Annotated in this window: 16 protein-coding genes and 1 pseudogene; 3 read left to right on the top strand and 14 right to left on the bottom strand. The window is 68.7% G+C overall.

Annotation, left to right across the window (positions count from 1 at the left end; genetic code table 11):
* Positions 1-14 precede the first annotated feature (14 nt).
* The 3 genes from GA0070613_RS20425 to GA0070613_RS32205 all read right to left on the bottom strand — a co-directional run bounded on the left by GA0070613_RS20425 (position 15) and on the right by GA0070613_RS32205 (position 2,219).
* Complete coding sequence (locus GA0070613_RS20425) at positions 15-602, bottom strand: GIY-YIG nuclease family protein (RefSeq protein WP_231929306.1); 588 nt, start codon at positions 600-602, stop codon at positions 15-17.
* A gap of 266 nt (positions 603-868) precedes the next feature.
* A complete protein-coding gene (locus GA0070613_RS20420) occupies positions 869-1,717 on the bottom strand; it encodes an alpha/beta fold hydrolase (protein WP_231929305.1) in 849 nt (282 codons plus the stop codon).
* A 289-nt stretch (positions 1,718-2,006) separates the two neighbouring features.
* Positions 2,007-2,219 carry a hypothetical protein gene (locus GA0070613_RS32205; RefSeq protein ID WP_157746412.1) on the bottom strand — a complete coding sequence of 71 codons (213 nt, stop codon included), beginning with the start codon at positions 2,217-2,219 and terminating at the stop codon, positions 2,007-2,009.
* Between the two features lie 202 nt (positions 2,220-2,421).
* Between GA0070613_RS32205 and GA0070613_RS20415 the strand changes: the two genes are divergently transcribed.
* A protein-coding gene (locus GA0070613_RS20415; protein ID WP_172876011.1) for an IS5 family transposase occupies positions 2,422-3,221 on the top strand; the annotation gives its coding sequence in 2 pieces (ribosomal slippage) (positions 2,422-2,767 and positions 2,767-3,221; 801 coding nt in all).
* 64 nt (positions 3,222-3,285) lie between these two features.
* On the opposite strand, the gene GA0070613_RS20410 is transcribed toward GA0070613_RS20415, so the two are convergent.
* The 5 genes from GA0070613_RS20410 to GA0070613_RS20390 form a co-directional block, all read right to left on the bottom strand.
* The gene (locus GA0070613_RS20410; RefSeq protein WP_197698932.1) at positions 3,286-3,999 is read right to left on the bottom strand and encodes a transposase family protein; all 714 of its coding nucleotides are present in this window, start codon (positions 3,997-3,999) and stop codon (positions 3,286-3,288) included.
* A gap of 330 nt (positions 4,000-4,329) precedes the next feature.
* Complete coding sequence (locus tag GA0070613_RS20405; RefSeq protein WP_089013761.1) at positions 4,330-4,830, bottom strand: hypothetical protein; 501 nt, start codon at positions 4,828-4,830, stop codon at positions 4,330-4,332.
* A gap of 154 nt (positions 4,831-4,984) precedes the next feature.
* Complete coding sequence (locus GA0070613_RS20400; protein WP_089013760.1) at positions 4,985-5,299, bottom strand: YciI family protein; 315 nt, start codon at positions 5,297-5,299, stop codon at positions 4,985-4,987.
* A gap of 9 nt (positions 5,300-5,308) precedes the next feature.
* Positions 5,309-6,907, bottom strand: coding sequence for an MDR family MFS transporter (locus tag GA0070613_RS20395; RefSeq protein WP_089013759.1), 1,599 nt, complete (start codon positions 6,905-6,907; stop codon positions 5,309-5,311).
* Between the two features lie 5 nt (positions 6,908-6,912).
* Positions 6,913-7,506 (bottom strand): NADPH-dependent FMN reductase, encoded by a 594-nt coding sequence (locus tag GA0070613_RS20390; RefSeq protein ID WP_089013758.1) that lies wholly within the window; start codon positions 7,504-7,506, stop codon positions 6,913-6,915.
* A gap of 118 nt (positions 7,507-7,624) precedes the next feature.
* On the opposite strand from GA0070613_RS20390, the gene GA0070613_RS20385 reads away from it, so the two are divergent.
* Positions 7,625-8,350 (top strand): TetR/AcrR family transcriptional regulator C-terminal domain-containing protein, encoded by a 726-nt coding sequence (locus GA0070613_RS20385; protein WP_089013757.1) that lies wholly within the window; start codon positions 7,625-7,627, stop codon positions 8,348-8,350.
* Between the two features lie 569 nt (positions 8,351-8,919).
* On the opposite strand, the gene GA0070613_RS20380 is transcribed toward GA0070613_RS20385, so the two are convergent.
* The 3 genes from GA0070613_RS20380 to GA0070613_RS20370 are packed head-to-tail and all read right to left on the bottom strand — an operon-like array spanning position 8,920 to position 9,988.
* Entirely contained in the window at positions 8,920-9,351 is a 432-nt protein-coding gene (locus GA0070613_RS20380; RefSeq protein ID WP_089013756.1) for an SHOCT-like domain-containing protein, read from the bottom strand.
* Positions 9,352-9,368: 17 nt separating this feature from the next.
* Entirely contained in the window at positions 9,369-9,629 is a 261-nt protein-coding gene (locus GA0070613_RS20375; protein ID WP_089013755.1) for a hypothetical protein, read from the bottom strand.
* Entirely contained in the window at positions 9,626-9,988 is a 363-nt protein-coding gene (locus tag GA0070613_RS20370) for a DUF2089 domain-containing protein (protein ID WP_089013754.1), read from the bottom strand. The genes GA0070613_RS20375 and GA0070613_RS20370 overlap by 4 nt, the downstream gene beginning before the upstream one ends.
* 910 nt (positions 9,989-10,898) lie before the next feature.
* Between GA0070613_RS20370 and GA0070613_RS20365 the strand changes: the two genes are divergently transcribed.
* Positions 10,899-11,495, top strand: coding sequence for a GNAT family N-acetyltransferase (locus tag GA0070613_RS20365; RefSeq protein WP_089013753.1), 597 nt, complete (start codon positions 10,899-10,901; stop codon positions 11,493-11,495).
* 106 nt (positions 11,496-11,601) lie between these two features.
* Here the strand turns inward: GA0070613_RS20365 and GA0070613_RS20360 are convergent.
* From GA0070613_RS20360 to GA0070613_RS20345, 3 genes and pseudogenes are all read right to left on the bottom strand, one after another.
* Positions 11,602-12,228 (bottom strand): annotated as a pseudogene (locus tag GA0070613_RS20360) (IS6 family transposase); the annotation flags it as partial.
* A gap of 162 nt (positions 12,229-12,390) precedes the next feature.
* Entirely contained in the window at positions 12,391-13,017 is a 627-nt protein-coding gene (locus tag GA0070613_RS20350; RefSeq protein WP_089013750.1) for a hypothetical protein, read from the bottom strand.
* A gap of 300 nt (positions 13,018-13,317) precedes the next feature.
* Entirely contained in the window at positions 13,318-13,686 is a 369-nt protein-coding gene (locus tag GA0070613_RS20345; protein WP_331716736.1) for a winged helix-turn-helix transcriptional regulator, read from the bottom strand.
* Between the last annotated feature and the right edge of the window lie 57 nt (positions 13,687-13,743).

The following is a 13,743-nucleotide window of genomic DNA, read 5'->3' as shown; positions in this document are numbered from 1 at the left end:
TGCCGGGCAAACGGTTACGGCGTTCGCGAGGACTCGACCGGGCGGCTGCTGGCGTTGTATGAGTTCTTGGCGGCGACCACGGCCGCCTGGATGTGCTCGGGGTCGACGCCGTGTACGTTGAGCGGCGGGTGCACACGCCGGACAAGTTCGGCCTCGATGGTCGCCGGCTCCGCATCCTCCGCCCAGGTCAAGCGCAGGTGCGCGTACATCCACGCGGTCAGCCGCGCCTCATCCTCAGGGACCAGGACAACACGATCGGTCCAGGTCGTTCGGTATCCCTCGGGCACAAGAAGCCCGGCCAATGTACGGCGCAGAGTCGAGCTGCCCGAACGCCTCAGATGGTTGCGCAGGATCCGGCCCCGCAGGCTGGTCGCCCGTCCGAGATACAGCAGCCGTAGCGACGGGACGCTTTCATTCGGCGGCCCGGGGAGGTCGGGAAAGATCGAAGGACCAGCCCACCAGGCGTAGACACCGCTGCCACGGCTGAGCCGCTTGACGGCGACATCGAGTCCGACCGGCACGCCGGAGAGCAGCCGCAGGGCTTCTGCGACCCGGGCTCCGTCGGTTGGGACGTCGTCGGGTCGCGTTCCGGGAATGGTCATCGAGACCATCCTAGACGTCCCGGGCGATTCGTGGCCGGGGCTGCAAGGACACCGGATGCTCCACGCAAGATTCGGCAGCGCCCCGATCAGCGGCCACGGACACTGACAGACCGATCAGCAGGCCGCGCCCGGTCGGCGGCAGATCCGTTCGTTTGTGCTCAGGAGAGCCATAAGAGCCGACCCGCCCGCCCCGCGAGGTAACTTGTGCATCGGCCGGCGACCTCCGCCGAGCAAGCGACGCGCTTCCCGGACCGCACCCGACAGGCTCAGCGCGGATTGCGGGCCGCGATCCACCCGTCCCGGTACGGGGCCAGGAACCCGATCAGGGCGGCGAGCATCGCGTCCGGAGCCTGCTCGGCGACCCAGTGTGCGCAGTCGGGCAGGACCACGGTTTGCACGTCGTCCGCGACGAGGTCCATCCACTTGCCGACCTGTTCGCCGAAGCTTTCCGCTCCGCCGATCGCCAGGACGGGCATCGTCAGCCGCCGGGTCTTGCGCTGCTCGTTCTGCGCCTGGCTCACCGGGAAAGCGCGGTAGAGCTCGAAGCTGCCGCGCAGCGCCTCCGGGTCGGCCGCGAGGAGGTCGACGTAGTACTTGACGGCGTCGGTGGACAGCATCTTCTTTCCAGCCGCGGCCGAAAACTTCGCGCCTAAGAAGATGTCCTCCCGCCCGCTGACGAGCTTCTCGTTGACCTCTGGAAGTGCGTTGAACGGGATGTGCCACAGGCGTTCGTTGAGCGGCGCGGGAAGGAACAGTGGCGGCGTGGGAGACACGCCCGGAAGAGGGGCTTCCCCGAGGGCCAGGCGGTCGACCCGGTCGGGGTGATCAGCGGCCAGGGCGTAGCCGATGAGCAGTCCGGTGTCGCAGCCGACCATGGCGAACCGCTGGTGGCCGAGCGCGTCCATCAACGCCACAAGGTCGTTTGCGACGGTTGCGGTGTCGTAGCCGTCCCGGGGCTTGTCGGACAGCCCCACACCACGCTGATCGACCGCGATCACCTCGAAGTTCTCGGCCAGCGCCGGCATCATCAGCCGCCATGCGTACCAGGTCTGGGGCCAGCCGTGTACCAGCAGCAGCGGCGGCCCGTCGCCTCCGATGACCGCGTGCAGGCGCACTGCCCCGGCGCCGACGTACCGGCTGGTGAACGTGTCCGTGAACCCGTCCGGCAGGTTCGGAGCCTGCGAGACGGAGCCGGGGCCCTCCGCGGCGAACAGGCCGGTGGACGATGCGCTCATGTGGGGATCCCCTCTCACCGCAGATCACGGCACTGGAGTGCCACTTCCGTCACGCCCTCTCTTGGGTGACGCTGCCACAACGCCGACGGCCATGGACGTGGTTGCCGTTGACCTTCCTCTGTTCGGCTGACAGCCGGCGGGGCTGCGACGCAAAAGGACCACTGCTCCGTCACGTCAACCCCACCGAATACTCGGCGGAGTGCGACTCATCATGTGGAACCGACGTGTTGGCCACCGATGTAGCCAGCACGATCGTTGCCACGCGCGCATCTCGTGACCATGACGCGGGATCGGTCGCATCGTGCGCCGCCAGCACGCCCCACGTCGAGATCGCCGCGAGCGCCAAGCCCAAGGAAGCAAACCTCTCCAATCGTCCGGTCACCCACTCATAGTCGCTGACGGGCGCACAGTACTGCGGCCATGATCACCAACCATGTGCCGCGCACTCAATTCGGCAGATCCGGTTGCTCACCGACGAAGGTCAGCGCCCGGACTGCGGCAAATCAGTACACGTGCTTCTTAGGGCGCGTCTCATTTGGATGGTCGTTGGCCTGGGGGCATGATTTGCTCCCGTGGACGAGGCCATGATCCGCACCTGGGCGCCGGATGATCTCTGGGAGATAGCGGCGCCGTTGATCCCGCCCGCGCCGGTTCGTCGGCAGGGTGGTGGTCGCCGGCGGGTGGATGACCGGGCGGTGCTGGCCGCGATCGTGTACGTGACCCAGGCGGGTTGTTCCTGGTGGAAGCTGCCTGAGGCGTCGTTCGGTGTCACCAGGGCCACCGCGCACCGCAGGTTCACCGAGTGGACCGCGGCCGGGTTCTGGCTCCGGCTGCACGAGGCGACCCTGGACCGGCTCGGCGCCGACCGGCGGATCGACTGGTCGAGGGCGGTGGTCGACTCGATCAGTGTGCGGGCGGAAAAAGGGGCGATCTGACTGGCCCAAACCCGGTCGACCGCGGCAAACCAGGCAGCAAACTCCACGTCATCTGCGACCGGAAGGGGCTGCCCCTGGCCGTGCTGGTCACCGCCGCGAACGTCCACGACAGCCAACTGCTGCTGCCCATGCTCGACAGCGTCCCGGCGATCCGCACACCCAACGGGCGCCGCCGGTGGCGGCCAGACAAGTTGCACGCCGACAAGGCGTACGACGCCCGCGAGCTGCGCCGCGAGGTCCGGCGACGGGGGATCAAGGTACGCATCGCCCGTAAGGGCATCGAGTCCTCCACGCGTCTGGGCCGGCACCGCTGGGTCGTTGAAGCCTGCATGTCCTGGCTGATGCGCTACCGGCGCCTCGTTCGCCGCTATGACCGCAAGGGCGATCACTTCGAAGCCTTTGCCACGATCGCCAGCACCCTGATCTGCTACCGCCGCCTCACCAAATGAGACGCGTCCTTACGATGTCGTGCGCAATTGGGTAGGGCCGTGAGCTGCGGTGATTCGTCTTCAGCTACCAGGTGATCATCCGGTCGGACACCAGCCCGGCGACGGCGTCGATGGTCTCGGGCAACAGTTCACGGCGGCCGGTGAAGCGTTGGAGTTGCCGCCACCACTTCAGTTCGGCGATGGCGTGCTCGACGGGAATCCGTTGTGATGACTGCTGTCTGCGTTCGGCTTCCCACGCGGTCTGACGTGCCGGTGGTGCGCCGGGGCGTAGCTTCAGCGGCGGAGCTACGACCTGGCCGGGGTGGGTCTTGGCCAGACCTTGGTAGCCGGCGTCGACCAGCACTGTCACCTGCGGGTAGGCGTCCAGCAGGGCATCAATGCCCTCGACGCGGGCGGCGGTGGTGTCGTGCATCCGGCCTGGCCGGTGTCCGCCGCACCACAGCGTCGCCCCGTACTCATCGGCCACGACGGTCGCCTTGATCGTGTTCTGCTTGACCTTGCCGGACACGAACGCCTTGCGGCCGGGCCGGCCGACGCGAGGGCGGCGGACGCGGATCTCTGTGGCATCCAACCGCAGCGTCACACCTTCGGCAGCGGCGTAGGCGAACACGTCGGCCAGAGTCCGCAGGCGGACTCCGTTCGGGCGGGCGAATCCTCGACCGGCCAGTAACGGCCGGACCTGACCGATCGCCCGGGTCACGGTCGAACGGTCCACCCTGAATGCCACCGCCAGAGCTTCGTGCGGCACACCCAAACGCAGATGAGCCAACGTGATCACCAGCCGGTCCGTGAACCGAAGCGTCAACCGCCGACCGGCACCGGGAGCCCGCCGCCGGTGGCCGCCGCGACGGGCATGCAACCGACCCTCTCGCCCAGCCAGCCACACCAGCCGCAGCTCGTCCCGCAGGAGGTGCAGATGCCGGCGGGAGATTCCCGTGAACGCGGGATGGCTGAACACACGACGAGCCCACCGGATCGACACCAAAAGATCATCACCTACGGTGGATTCCCGTCAACGACCGTCCTATTGCGCACGAGATCGTTAGTGAGGAGTGCTGCAACGTCAGGCGAGTTGCCCATGGTTTCCTTGCGCGAGCACGGCCGAGCCTCAGCCAACGTTGAGAAGCAGAACCTCGTCCCGTTGGAGTCTGGACAACGCGTCGTGGAGCAGTTCCAGGCCATCCATCGCCGCTATCCCGGCCTCCTCGAATCCGAGACGTTCCTTCTCGAAGTAGGCCCGGATCTGGTCTTCGCGATGCGCCTCGGGAGCGAGCTTGTCCAGGTACTTCTTGTGCACGGAAGTGAGAAGGAGTGTCTCGCCATAGACCCTGTTGATGGCCGACGACTCGGCCTTGAGATCCGAGCGCCGCAGCCGTACGCCGCGGCGCTGCAGATACGCCAGCAGCGCCAGCATGCAGTTTCCCGACCACTCGTATCCAGGCCGCACGGGGCGTGCATGCTCAACCAGTACCTCGAAGAATGCAGCGTTCCGGTCGAAGCCCGCGCTGGAACGGGTCAGGCGAGCCCACCACGACGTCCGGCCGGCCAGATCGGCCAGTTCCACCGCCCGCTCTCGATCGAGCACGTACAGGGATGCGATCGCAGACACCTCAGAGGCCTCCCCACATCGCGGTCCGGTACGACAGCATAGTGACGCACGCTCATCGGCATGAGCGGTCACGCGTGCGGCTGTGTGCGGGCGGGCCTTACCTTGCTCGGCCTCGCCCACCCGGTCGACCTTGACGGGGTCATGCGGTTCACGGCTACGAGTGGGTGTTCGACCGGCCAGCCCTGGAATGGCGGCCGTCCAGGCGGATCGTCCACGGGTCGATCCTGTCGATCCGCAGGTGGGTGCCGCTCCACGGATCCCGGCCGAGTACCGCCCGGACGGCTTGCTCGGACTCCGCCTCCATAGCCAGCACCACACGCACGTCGTCGAGCGGACCGCCCAATACGATGATTCCTTCGTCGGCCAGCAGGTCCATGTACGACGCGTGGGCGAGCCAGTCGGTCTGTTCTTCCATCGGCCTCGCAAGATCCCAATGCGGGCCGGCGTGCGACAGGTGAACGAGATACATGGCCTCGTCCTACCACCGTGGTCCCACACTTTCGTTGTGAGCTAGTGGGGTCCGGCGGTGTGATGCTCGTAGGGCGTTCATCTGGCGGTCGGCGGCGTGGCTGTCCGTGGCGGCGCCGGTCTGTGATGGGATGCCGGTGCGTAGCGGGGTCTCGCGGATGAGCCAGGAGGCTGCGAACGCGGTCACCGCGAGGGCGGCGGCGCCGAGGAGGATGCCGTGCAGGCCGCTGCTGACGGCTTCGCGAACGGCGTCGGCCATCGGAGCCGGCAGGTTCGGCAGCCGCTCGGGTGTGAACTCGCCGCCCCGCTCCAGTTGGCTGGTTGTGTCCTGGCCGAGGCGCGCGGTCAGGTCCGCCTGCATCCGGGACGCGTACAGGGTCCCTAGCAGGGCGATGCCCAGCGATCCGCCGATGGTGCGCAGCAGGGTGAGTGTTCCGCTGGCGGCACCCATGTCGCGCGAGTCGGCGCTGTTCATCGTGATCAGCGTGGTGCTCTGCATCACCAGGCCCATTCCTACCCCAATGACGAGGGTGAGTGCCGAGGCCGCCGCCGCGGCGGTGTCCGCGTCGAGCAGCAGCAGGGCGAGAGCCCCCGCGATCATCAGCGCGCCGCCGAGGATCGGATAGAGGCGGTAGCGACCGTTGCGGCTGATGAGCTGGCCGGTGGCCAGTTGCGCACCGAGCATGCCGAACATCAGCGGCAGCAGCAGCATGCCGGCGGCCGCTGGCGAGGCGCCTTGGACGAACTGCATGTACTGCGGCAGGTAGTTGGTCACGCTGACCATGGCGGCGCCGACCAGGAAGCTGAGGATCTGGGCGAGGGTGAAGTTGCGGTCGGAGAACAGCCTGGGCGGGATGACCGGTTCGACGGTTCGGCGTTCGACGGCGGTGAATCCGACCAGGGCGAGTACGGCGACTGTGGCCAGGGCGAGGACCTGCGGTGAGGGCCAGGGGTAGGTGGTGCCGCCCCAGGTGGCCAGCAGGGTCAGGGCCACGATGGCGACGGTGAGCAGGGCCGCGCCGCCGTAGTCGATGCGGGGTTTGACGCGTTCGGCGGGCGGGAGACGGATCCGGGTGGCGATGATCAGGACCGCCAGGGCGCCGATGGGCAGGTTGACGTAGAAGGTCCAGCGCCAGCTCAGGTAGTCGGTGAGCAGGCCGCCCACGAGGGGCCCGCCGACGTAGGCGATCGGCATGATGATGCCGATCATCGACTGCAGCCGGCCGCTTTCGCGGGGCGGCACGAGCACGCCGATGATGGCCAGCGCGCCGACCATGAGCCCGCCCGCGCCGAGACCTTGCACGGCGCGGAAGGCGATGAGCTGGCTCATGTCCTGCGACAGGCCGGCCAGTCCCGAGCCGAGCAGGAAGAGCGTGATCGCGGTGATGAAGGTTGCCTTGCGGCCGAGTAGGTCGCCGAGCTTGCCCCAGATCGGGGTGGTGGCCGCGCCGGCGAGCATGTAGGCGGTCACCACCCAGGCCAGGTGGTCCAGGCCGCCGAGGTCGCCTGCGATCGTGGGCAGCGCGGTACCCACGATCAGGCCGTCCAGCATGGCCAGGAACATGCCGAGCAGCAGGCCGAACACGCCCACGTAGAGAGATCGAGTCATGCGTGTCACGCCGCGTACGGCCGGAGGGCCTTGGCATCGCGCAGCGCGTGCGCCCACCAGGCGAGCCGATCCAGCATCACTTTGGCGGCGGCCCCGGCGGCCGGATCGACTGCCTTGCCGTGGCCGTCGAACTGCTCCCAGACGCGCTGGAAGCCGACGCTGTCGCGGATGGTGACCGCGTGCAGCTCGGCCAGCACCAGGCGCAGCTGCTCGACCGCGCGCAACCCGGCGGAGAAGGCCCCGTAGGAGACGAAGCCAACCGGCTTGGCGTGCCACTCGGTGGTGTGCCAGTCGATGGCGTTCTTCAAGATGGCGGGGAAGCTGTGGTTGTACTCCGGCGTGACGATGACGAAGGCGTCGGCCGCCGCCATGCGCGGCGACACCGCGGCCAACAGGTCCCTGGCCTCGTGGGACGCCGGCGGCTGGCCGAGGACCGGAAAGACGGTGGGCAGCGGCGTCTCGACCAGGTCGATGAGGTCGGCTTCCATATCGCCGCGCTGGGCGACCTGGTCGAGGATCCAGGTGCCCACGGCCGGGCCGAAGCGGCCGTCCCGGGTGCTGCCGAGGATGACGGCGATCTTGAGTTGGTTGTCCTTCATGAGGGGATAACTCCTCCGCTGTGTACAACGTATTGGCGAGATACAACGTACACACACGCTGTGTACGTTGTCTACTCGGGATACGCTGTATCCCGACCAGGTGAAGGGAGCCGTATCCATGGCCACCGAGAAAGACAATCCGGGCGAACCGCTGTGGGCGCGCCTGGAACGTCCGGCCCCCGCTCCGCGCCAGACCCTCTCGCCGCAGCGCATCGCCACCGCCGCGGTGAAGATCGCCGACGCGGAGGGCCTGGACGCCGTCACCATGCGCCGCCTGGCCACCGAGCTCGGCGTCGCGCCCATGGCGCCTTACCGCTATGTGTCGGGCAAGGATGACCTCCTGGAACTGATGGTCAACCATGTCTACGACGACCTGCGCCTGCCCGGGAACCTCGGCTGGCGCGAGACGATGCGCGCCCTGGCTCTCCAGACCCGCAAGCTGATGCTGCGACACGTGTGGCTGGCTCAGTTGCCCCCAACGGCCATGCTCTCGCTTACCCCCAACCGCATGGCCATCGCCGAGAAGGCTCTGTCGGCCCTGGACGGCCTGGGCCTGGACGCCGACGCGATGATGAGCGTGTTCCGTGCCGTCGACGCCTACGTACACGGCGCCATGACCTACGAGATCGCCGTGCAGAACCTCATGCGCCAGCAGGGCTGGTCCGACGGCGGCAAGCTGCGCAGCGAGCTAGCACCGCAGATGATCTGGCACATGCAGACCGGGCGCTACCCCACCTTCCAGCACTACCTGGGCACAGCCACCCGCAAGGACGACGCCCGCTGGCAGTTCGAGACCGGCCTCGACTACGCCCTGGACGGCATCGCCGCCGGCCTGGACATCTAAGAAGATCTGGGGGATGCACGCCATCGGACACGGAGGGCGATCACGGCTACGCGCCTCGCGCCAGGCCGACCGGACACTGGCCGACGTGACCGGCGAGGATTTCGGCCAGGCGCTGACCGACAACAGAAGCCGAATGAGCGGCCATCACCGCCGCGGCAACGGCCCTCGAAGCCGAGCTGTCCTTCCCGCTGAGCCGACTCATCGGCGAAACGCTCGACGTGCAGCGGCACCGGGCAGCTCCGGGATGAAAGGTCTGGCCGCGGGCGGTCAGCCGGATAAGCGCCACAACCCGCAAAGCGGCCCACACCGTAGACGTCAGCCAACATACTCATCTCGGCAAAGTCGGACGTTACGGGAGCGGGGCTCAACGCGCGCATCGCGGATGAGGATGTTCCTGTGCCGAGAAGCGGCGGCTGCAGAGTCTCGTCACCGGGCGGGGCGCAGGGGCGCGGTGGCCTGATCGGACACTGCGGCTGCGTCGCGTGACGGGTTGACCGCCCGCGCCCGCCGGCCGGCCGGACGGCCGCCCGACCCAGTGGTCCGGGCGGGCGTCCGGCGCTGTGGCGGTGTCACTCGCAGAACACCTGCACCTTGGCGTCGGGCTGGTCGACGTCGACGGTGAGCTCATCGAGCTGCTCGATGAGCTCCTCGATGTGCTGCGGCTTGAGCTGGGTGAGGTCGATCGGTACCCCCGACTCGTGCAGCTTCGTGTTCACCTGGGTGAGCGCCTGCGGAGGGATAAGGCTCGTGAGCCGGACCCCGGCGCGCAGCAGCTGTAGCGGGACCCGGACGTTGACCCGGCTTGGCCCGTCGCCGCCGGAGTCGTCCTCCGAGTTCACCACCACGCGCAGGTACTTGGGTCGGGGTTTCGGGCGGGGCGCGGCTCCCGGCGGCGACTCGGGCTGTTCTCGTTCGAGGGCGTCGATCAGCCGCTCGGCCTCGTCCGCGGTGATCTTGTCCTCGGCCAGCATCTCCAGGACCTGGCGGCGCTGCTCGTTCATTGTTGCTCCCCTCTGCCTCATCTGACGCTTACCAGCACGGCCGTTCGGCCGTCCTCAATCTCGAACCGGGTGCCGGGCAGCGCGCACAGCAGTTGCCCGGTGCCGCGCAGCGCGCCCACCAGGCTGACCCGGAAGACGAGGCAGGCGACCAGTCCGGCCAGCACGACGAGTAGCAGCAGCGGTGACAGCACCAGCAGTACCGGCAGGACAGGGACGTACAGCCGCAGCCAGCGGCCGTCGGGACGGCGTTGGCGGTACGTCACCAGCCGCGGGATCATCGGGACCTCTCCAGCTCGGCCAGCGCCTCCTGGACGCTGATCTCCCCCCGCCGCAGGCGGTCGACGACGTCGGCGCCGGTGGGCGCCGGGTCGGTGTCGACGAAGTCGAGGTGCTCGGCGATCCGGTTCAGCCGGGACTTGATCGTCGGGTAGCTCACCCCGAAGATCCGTTCCATCTCCTTGATCGAACCGTGCGACCGTACGAACGCGGCAACGAACACCTGGTCGTCGACGCTGAGCTGGGCCAGCTGCGGCGGCTCGAACCGACCCTCGACCACGACGCCGCTGCCGGCGAGGCGGACCCGCTCGACCACGAACGGCTGTCCGTGCGTCAGGTCCGTCAGTTCCTGCCAGTCCACCGATCTTCAATGGCCCGGACCGCCCGACTCCCGTCGTCCACGATCCGCCGTGTCCCCATGGTGGCCAGCAGTGCAGTCGTCCCAGCCAGCATGTCGTCGACGTACCCGCGGCCCGGCGGGCGGGCAGTACGCCGACAAAGCCCACGATCCCGTGCTGCGCATTCGCCGAAGGCCCGACGTACACCCGCCGGGTCGTCGCCGCGGCGCACGTCAGACTCCATACGACAGCCGGCACCGGCCAGGCGTGGAGCAGCGAAGCCTGACCTCTTCGGTGTTCGCTGGGAGGTCACGCCGGCCCGCTCGCCCACATCACCGCACGTCCCAGCAATCCGCGCGGCCCGGCTTCGTTAAGCACTTCGGGCGCGGTGACCACTTCGCCGGCCTGCACCCAATCTGCACCCACCTGCAAGCCATGATCACCGGCAAGGTCCTTACCGCTTTGACCTGCGGATACTCCCCTGCCAGGCGACATAGAATGCTGTCGACCGCTGCTCAATACGGCCGAGCACTCCGTGTGAAGCAGGACGCTGCACCCACTTTGCCTGCGAAAACGCAACACGCCAGGTCGGGGCGTATGCCGTTGAGCGCCGTTCGGTGCCGTTGAGCTCAGTTCAACGGCGTTCAGTGCACCCAACTGCTCCCAACGTGCTCCCCCAATCCCGGCCCCGCAATGGACCCACACGGTCAGCCGGGACAGTCTGCCTAACGCAGGGCCGTTCGCCCCGCGACACGAAGCGAGCGACCCCCACGGTGGGTACGGACAGTGACGAGCGCACTCGCGGGCGCCGCGCTTTGTCAGCGGCAGATCCGGATGTGGACTGCGAGCACGATCAGCCTCCCGCCATGATCCTTGAGATCGGACAGAAGCTCCTCGAAATAGCGTGGCCTTGCGGCTAACCTTGCGGCCGTGATGGGACATGACGTGCGGTACCGGCTGGAGCAGGAGCACGATCACGCGGCGGTACGGGAGGTTCACGCTCGCGCGTTCGGCCATCCGGACCGAGTGCCGGGCCTGGTTGACGAGCTGCGGACCGCCCCGGCGCCGTTGGCGCCGGTGTCGCTGGTGGCCACCGTCAACGACGCCGAAGACGATCGGGTCGTCGGGCATGTGATGCTCAGCGGATGCCGGCTGGATGCGCCGGAGCGTTTGGTGGCCGTGTACTCGCTGTCGCCGCTGGGCGTCCTGCCGGAGTTCCAGCGATCTGGGATCGGTACCGCGCTGATCGGTCACGCCCTGGCCGCCGCCGACGCCCAGGACGTGCCGCTGGTGTTCTTGGAGGGTGCGCCCGGCTACTACGGTGCACGGGGCTTCGACGACGCCGAGCGGCTGGGCTTCCGACCGCCCACGCTGCGGAACGCGCCAGGCGCGTTCCAAGTGGCCCGGCTGTCAGCGTACGAGGACTGGATGCACGGCGCGTTCGTCTACTCCGACGTCTTCTGGGCACACGACTGCGTCGGCCTGCGCGGCGAACGGCTGCGCGCGTTCCAACAAGCCGGGGGCCGGTGACCCATGATGGCCAGCGGGCCGGTGATCTGCGATCAACGCCGCGCAGCGACGCGGGTCGCCGCGCTTTCCTCATTGGACACTTGACACCCGGATCTCGGCATGGGCGCTATCGGATCGGCGGACGTGTTGAACCCGTCCCGGGGTCCTCGGTCAGATCGCTTGGGGCGAGTTCGGTGAACGCCGCGGCCACCCGCGAAGCCGGCGAGGCATCGACGGCGAATTCGTAGTGTCCGCGTCGGAGGTTCTGCATGAACATGTGTCCGGCGACGATCACTTGTGCTGCCTTGTCCGTTCGTAGCCCCGCGCATCGGTCTCAACCGCTGTCTGAACTGGCTGTGATCAGCCTCGATCGGGTTGTTCGCGTACTGCTCGACGTGGTGCCACGCCTGTGGGATCAGCTCGTCGAGCACGGCGCGATAGACCGCGGCGGCGTCGGTGACCACCTCGGTGGGCGTCACCCTCAACGCCGACAACGCTCGCCGGAAGAACCGCCGGGCCGCGCCCGCGTCGCGGCGGGCACGTCGATGACCTGCCCGTACTGGTCGACCGCCCGGTACACGCAGCGCCACACCCCCTTCACCTTGACGTACGTCTCATCAACGTGCCACCTGTCGCCTGGTGGGTGCCGGCAGAAGCGGGCGGCGCCGGCCAGCAGCGGGGTGAACCGCTGCACCCATCGGTAGACCGTGACGTGGTCGACCTCGCACCCCCGGGCGTTGATCTCCGCCGCATCGACGCGCTCGTCCGACATGTCGGTCTGGTGACTGCTTCGGCCGCCGCATGCCTGATTGGTGGTGATCCCGGTCACCTCCGCCGTCCGGCCATTGGCGGTCGCGCATGGCGGGCGGCAGGGTCGGGGCCGGCGTTGTCGCGCCAGCTCAGTCGTCCCAGTAGGTCAGGAGCGTTCGTTGCCCGCCCACCGGCGTCCCCGCCCACCCCGTTCGGCCGCGCTGCCCGTCGCGACCGGAGCCCTCGCCGCCCTGCTGGTCGGCGGAGCGGGTCTCGGCTTCGCGCTGATCGGAGACGCCGAGGCTGACTCCGGCGACGCCGTGTCGGCGCGGGCCGCCGGCGCGCCGGACCTGCGGCCGGCACCGGCCACTCCCACGCCGGATCTCCCGGCCACGCCCAGTGCGCACGTCGTCTCCGGTCCGTCTCCCGCCGACGTCGCCCCACCGACCGTTCCGGTGGCCCAGACCGAGTCGCTGCCCAAGCCGACCGCCGACACGGCGACTCCGCGCTCGGCGACCGGCGCCCCGAAGCCGACGGCCACGAGCCCGGCCACCAGGCCACCGACCGCGAAGCCGACGGTGCGTCCGACGCCCGGATCGACCGGCGCCCCCTCGTTGCCGCCGCCCACCGCCACTCCCAGCCCGTCCGGCAGCCCCACCCCGGCCCCGTCCACACCTGGTCCGACTCCGTCGGGCGGCACGCCGGGGCCGAGCAGCCCTGCGCCCAGCGGCTCCGCGTCCACCGACCCCGCGTCGCCACCGGCAAGCCCCACAGGTACGGCGACGTCGGTCACCTCCTGACGGTCGCCGCCGTCGGAGCAGGCCGGCGCACATGCGCTTACGAGGTACTCCGGCCGTGAAGTCGCGGCGTCCCGGATGGCATCACCAAACCCTGGGACCAGCAAGCCACAACATGCCCGGCCCCGCCGCGTCCTCGCCGCCGTGCGCAACGATCGGCGCCGGCCGTCGCCAGTGTCCGCCCCGGCTCAACCTGGCGCACACCATGCACATCTGTTCGGCCCTGAGCGCGGAAGGCGATCCGAGCCAATGGGCCGTCGAGCCTGTGGCCCATCGGGAGTCGCTGCGCAGGCAGCTCACTGTCGACGGCGGTGAGACCGTCCATGACGCGTCGCCAGTCCGCGCTCCTGGGTTGCGGTGACGTTGTCGTACTCGGTCTGATGGCGGCGAATTTCGGCATGGTGGTCGGACGACCAGGCCGCCAGGGCCAGGACGGTGGACAGGAGCGAGGTGCCGAGTTCGGTGAGGGCGTACTCGACGCGGGGCGGGACTTCGGGGTAGGAGGTCCGGGTGACGAGCCCAGTGCGCTGCAGGTGCTTCAAGGTCAGCGTGAGCATGCGCTGAGAGATGCCGGGGATCGCGTCGCCCAGGTCCGAGTAGCGGATGGGGCCATCGGCGAGCGTACCGATGATCAAAACGCTCCACTTGTCGCCGACAAGGTCCAGGACCTCGCGGATGAAGTCGGCGTCTTCGTACTGCGGGCTGATGGACCACCGGCTCCA

It is taken from the genome of Micromonospora inositola (assembly GCF_900090285.1).
Classification (GTDB): Bacteria; Actinomycetota; Actinomycetes; order Mycobacteriales; family Micromonosporaceae; genus Micromonospora; species Micromonospora inositola.
Note: the sequence above shows the minus strand (reverse complement) of the source record. Positions and strands in the feature narration are given on the sequence as shown.

Coding starts and splice junctions, on each gene's coding strand:
- GA0070613_RS20365 (WP_089013753.1), top strand. CDS start 10,899: ATGGGACATGACGTGCGGTACCGGCTGGAGCAGGAGCACGATCACGCG.
- GA0070613_RS20375 (WP_089013755.1), bottom strand. CDS start 9,629: ATGATCCCGCGGCTGGTGACGTACCGCCAACGCCGTCCCGACGGCCGC.
- GA0070613_RS20385 (WP_089013757.1), top strand. CDS start 7,625: ATGGCCACCGAGAAAGACAATCCGGGCGAACCGCTGTGGGCGCGCCTG.
- GA0070613_RS20395 (WP_089013759.1), bottom strand. CDS start 6,907: ATGACTCGATCTCTCTACGTGGGCGTGTTCGGCCTGCTGCTCGGCATG.
- GA0070613_RS20390 (WP_089013758.1), bottom strand. CDS start 7,506: ATGAAGGACAACCAACTCAAGATCGCCGTCATCCTCGGCAGCACCCGG.
- GA0070613_RS20400 (WP_089013760.1), bottom strand. CDS start 5,299: ATGTATCTCGTTCACCTGTCGCACGCCGGCCCGCATTGGGATCTTGCG.
- GA0070613_RS20380 (WP_089013756.1), bottom strand. CDS start 9,351: ATGAACGAGCAGCGCCGCCAGGTCCTGGAGATGCTGGCCGAGGACAAG.
- GA0070613_RS20425 (WP_231929306.1), bottom strand. CDS start 602: ATGACCATTCCCGGAACGCGACCCGACGACGTCCCAACCGACGGAGCC.